The sequence below is a fragment of the Streptomyces sp. NRRL WC-3549 genome (assembly GCF_000721935.1).
Taxonomy (GTDB): Bacteria; Actinomycetota; Actinomycetes; order Streptomycetales; family Streptomycetaceae; genus Streptomyces.
In genome coordinates this window covers 55,573-57,450 of record NZ_KL585427.1, presented here as the reverse complement: position 1 = coordinate 57,450, position 1,878 = coordinate 55,573, and the positions used below count along the sequence as shown (strand labels likewise).

Below are 1,878 nucleotides of genomic sequence, written 5' to 3'. Positions count from 1 at the left end.
GAGATGTGTATAAGAGACAGTGCCGGGTTCGGCGGCCCTCCACGGCCCGTGGTCCTCGTCGCGGGCCAGGAGGTACAGGCGGGCGCCGGTGACGGGGGAGCCGACCGGCAGCCGGGGCCGGGCCGTGTCGGCCTCGGTGATCTCGTGGTGGGTGATGTCGTCGGAGCACTCGGTGGGCCCGTAGGCGTTGAGCAGCCGGACGTGCGGGGCCGCGGCCAGCATGCGGGCTGCCAGCTCCGGGGAGAGCTCCTCGCCGGTCGAGATCAGCCACCGGAGGGCCGGCAGGGTGGTGCCGGGGCGGCGCTCGGCCTCCTGGGCGATCCAGCCGACGACGGTGGGGACGAGTTCGACGACCGTGGTCGCGGTGTCCGCCAGGACGTTCGCCAGGCGTCGGGGGAAGGCGAGATCGGGTCCGCGGACCACCACCACCGTGCCGCCGGTGAGCAGGGGGGCCAGCATCTGCCAGATGGAGATGTCGAAGACCAGCGGCGCGGTGAACGCCAGCCGGTCGGCGCCGGTCAGCCCGAGGTCCTCGGCCTTGGCCCACAGGTGGTTCATCATGCCGCGGTGCTCGACCAAGGCTCCCTTGGGGCGCCCGGTGGTTCCCGACGTGAAGATGCAGTACCTGGCCTCCAGGGACCGGTCCCCGGAGGCACGCCCGGACGGGATGGGGGCGGGGCCGTCCGTATCGGGCGCGTCCACGGTGGGGACGCCGAGCTCCGCGGCCGCCTTGACGGCGGTCCCGCCGGCCGGTCCGCCGCCCCCGGGGTCGCCCGAGTAGTCGAGCAGCAGGGCGGCCTCGCTGCGCCGGAGGACATCGGCGACGCGCAGGGCGGGCCAGTCGGGGGAGAGCGGCAGATACACGGCGCCGAGGCCTTCGAGCGCGAGGAAGGCCGCGACGGTGTCGGCCGAGCGGTCGCCGACGGCGGCGACGACGGTGCCCGCACCGCAGCCCGCGTCGGCCAGCACCGCGCGGAACCGGTCCACGCGGCCGAGGAGGTCCGCGTAGGTGAGGGTCCTCGTACCGTCGACGACCGCCGTGCGCCGCGGAGTCAGGCGGGCCGTGCCGGCGACCGACTCCAGTACGCCGGCGGAGGCGTCGGCACGGCTGTCCCCGCCGAGGCCGAGTTCGCGGGCGCGGTGGGCCGCACCGGACGCGAGGGGCAGTTCGGCGAGCCCCTGGGGGGCGTTCACGACGCCCCCGCGCTCTGGTGGCGGTCCAGCTCGTGGAAGAAGCCGCCGACAGGCAGGGCGGAGCCGTCGGCGGTGGCCCGGCGGTGCACATACGCCCCGACGACCAGGTCGAGGACGCCCAGGCCGAACGGGGAGAACACCACGGGCCGGTCGGCGGGGGCGGTGTAGCCGCCCGTGAGGACGTCGTACAGCGTGGCGTCGAGGAAGTCGCGGTGGCCGGTGCTCTGTTCGGCGAGGTGGACGGAGGTGGCGGCCTTGAGGACGTGCTCCACGTCGTCGACCACGTTGGCGCTGCCGAGGATGACCTCGGTGCCCAGGTCGCGGAGCGAGACATGGAGCACGAGGGGGTTGTGGCCGAACCACGAGGGGTCGGTGACGTGCGGTTCCGCCGCGGTGGTCGCGAAGACCACCAGGTCCGAGGAGCGCACCAGCAACTCGGCGTCGCCGTGGACGCGGACGGGCCGCCCGGTCGGTCCCAGGACCTGGTCGGCGAAGCTCTTCGCGTACTCCGCGCTGAGGTCGAAGACTCCGAACTCATCGATTTCCCAATGGAGTTCGGACAGGTAGTCATGGATGAAGCGTGCGATCAGCCCCGTACCGACGAAGCCGATCCGGCGCGGGGTGCCGCGCTGGGCGGCGATCCTGCGGGCGGCGGCCGCCGCCGAGGCTGTCTCTTATACACAT

At 73.6% G+C, this 1,878-nt stretch carries 1 protein-coding gene and 1 pseudogene; both read right to left on the bottom strand.

Going from position 1 to position 1,878, the window contains the following annotated elements; all coding sequences use genetic code 11:
• The coding region (locus IH13_RS0129345; RefSeq protein ID WP_063837508.1) for an AMP-binding protein at positions 1 to 1,194 on the bottom strand (1,194 nt) is incomplete at its 3' end.
• A pseudogene (locus IH13_RS0129340) lies at positions 1,191 to 1,862 on the bottom strand (2,3-diaminopropionate biosynthesis protein SbnB); the annotation flags it as partial. The pseudogene IH13_RS0129340 and the gene IH13_RS0129345, both read right to left, overlap by 4 nt.
• Between the last annotated feature and the right edge of the window lie 16 nt (positions 1,863 to 1,878).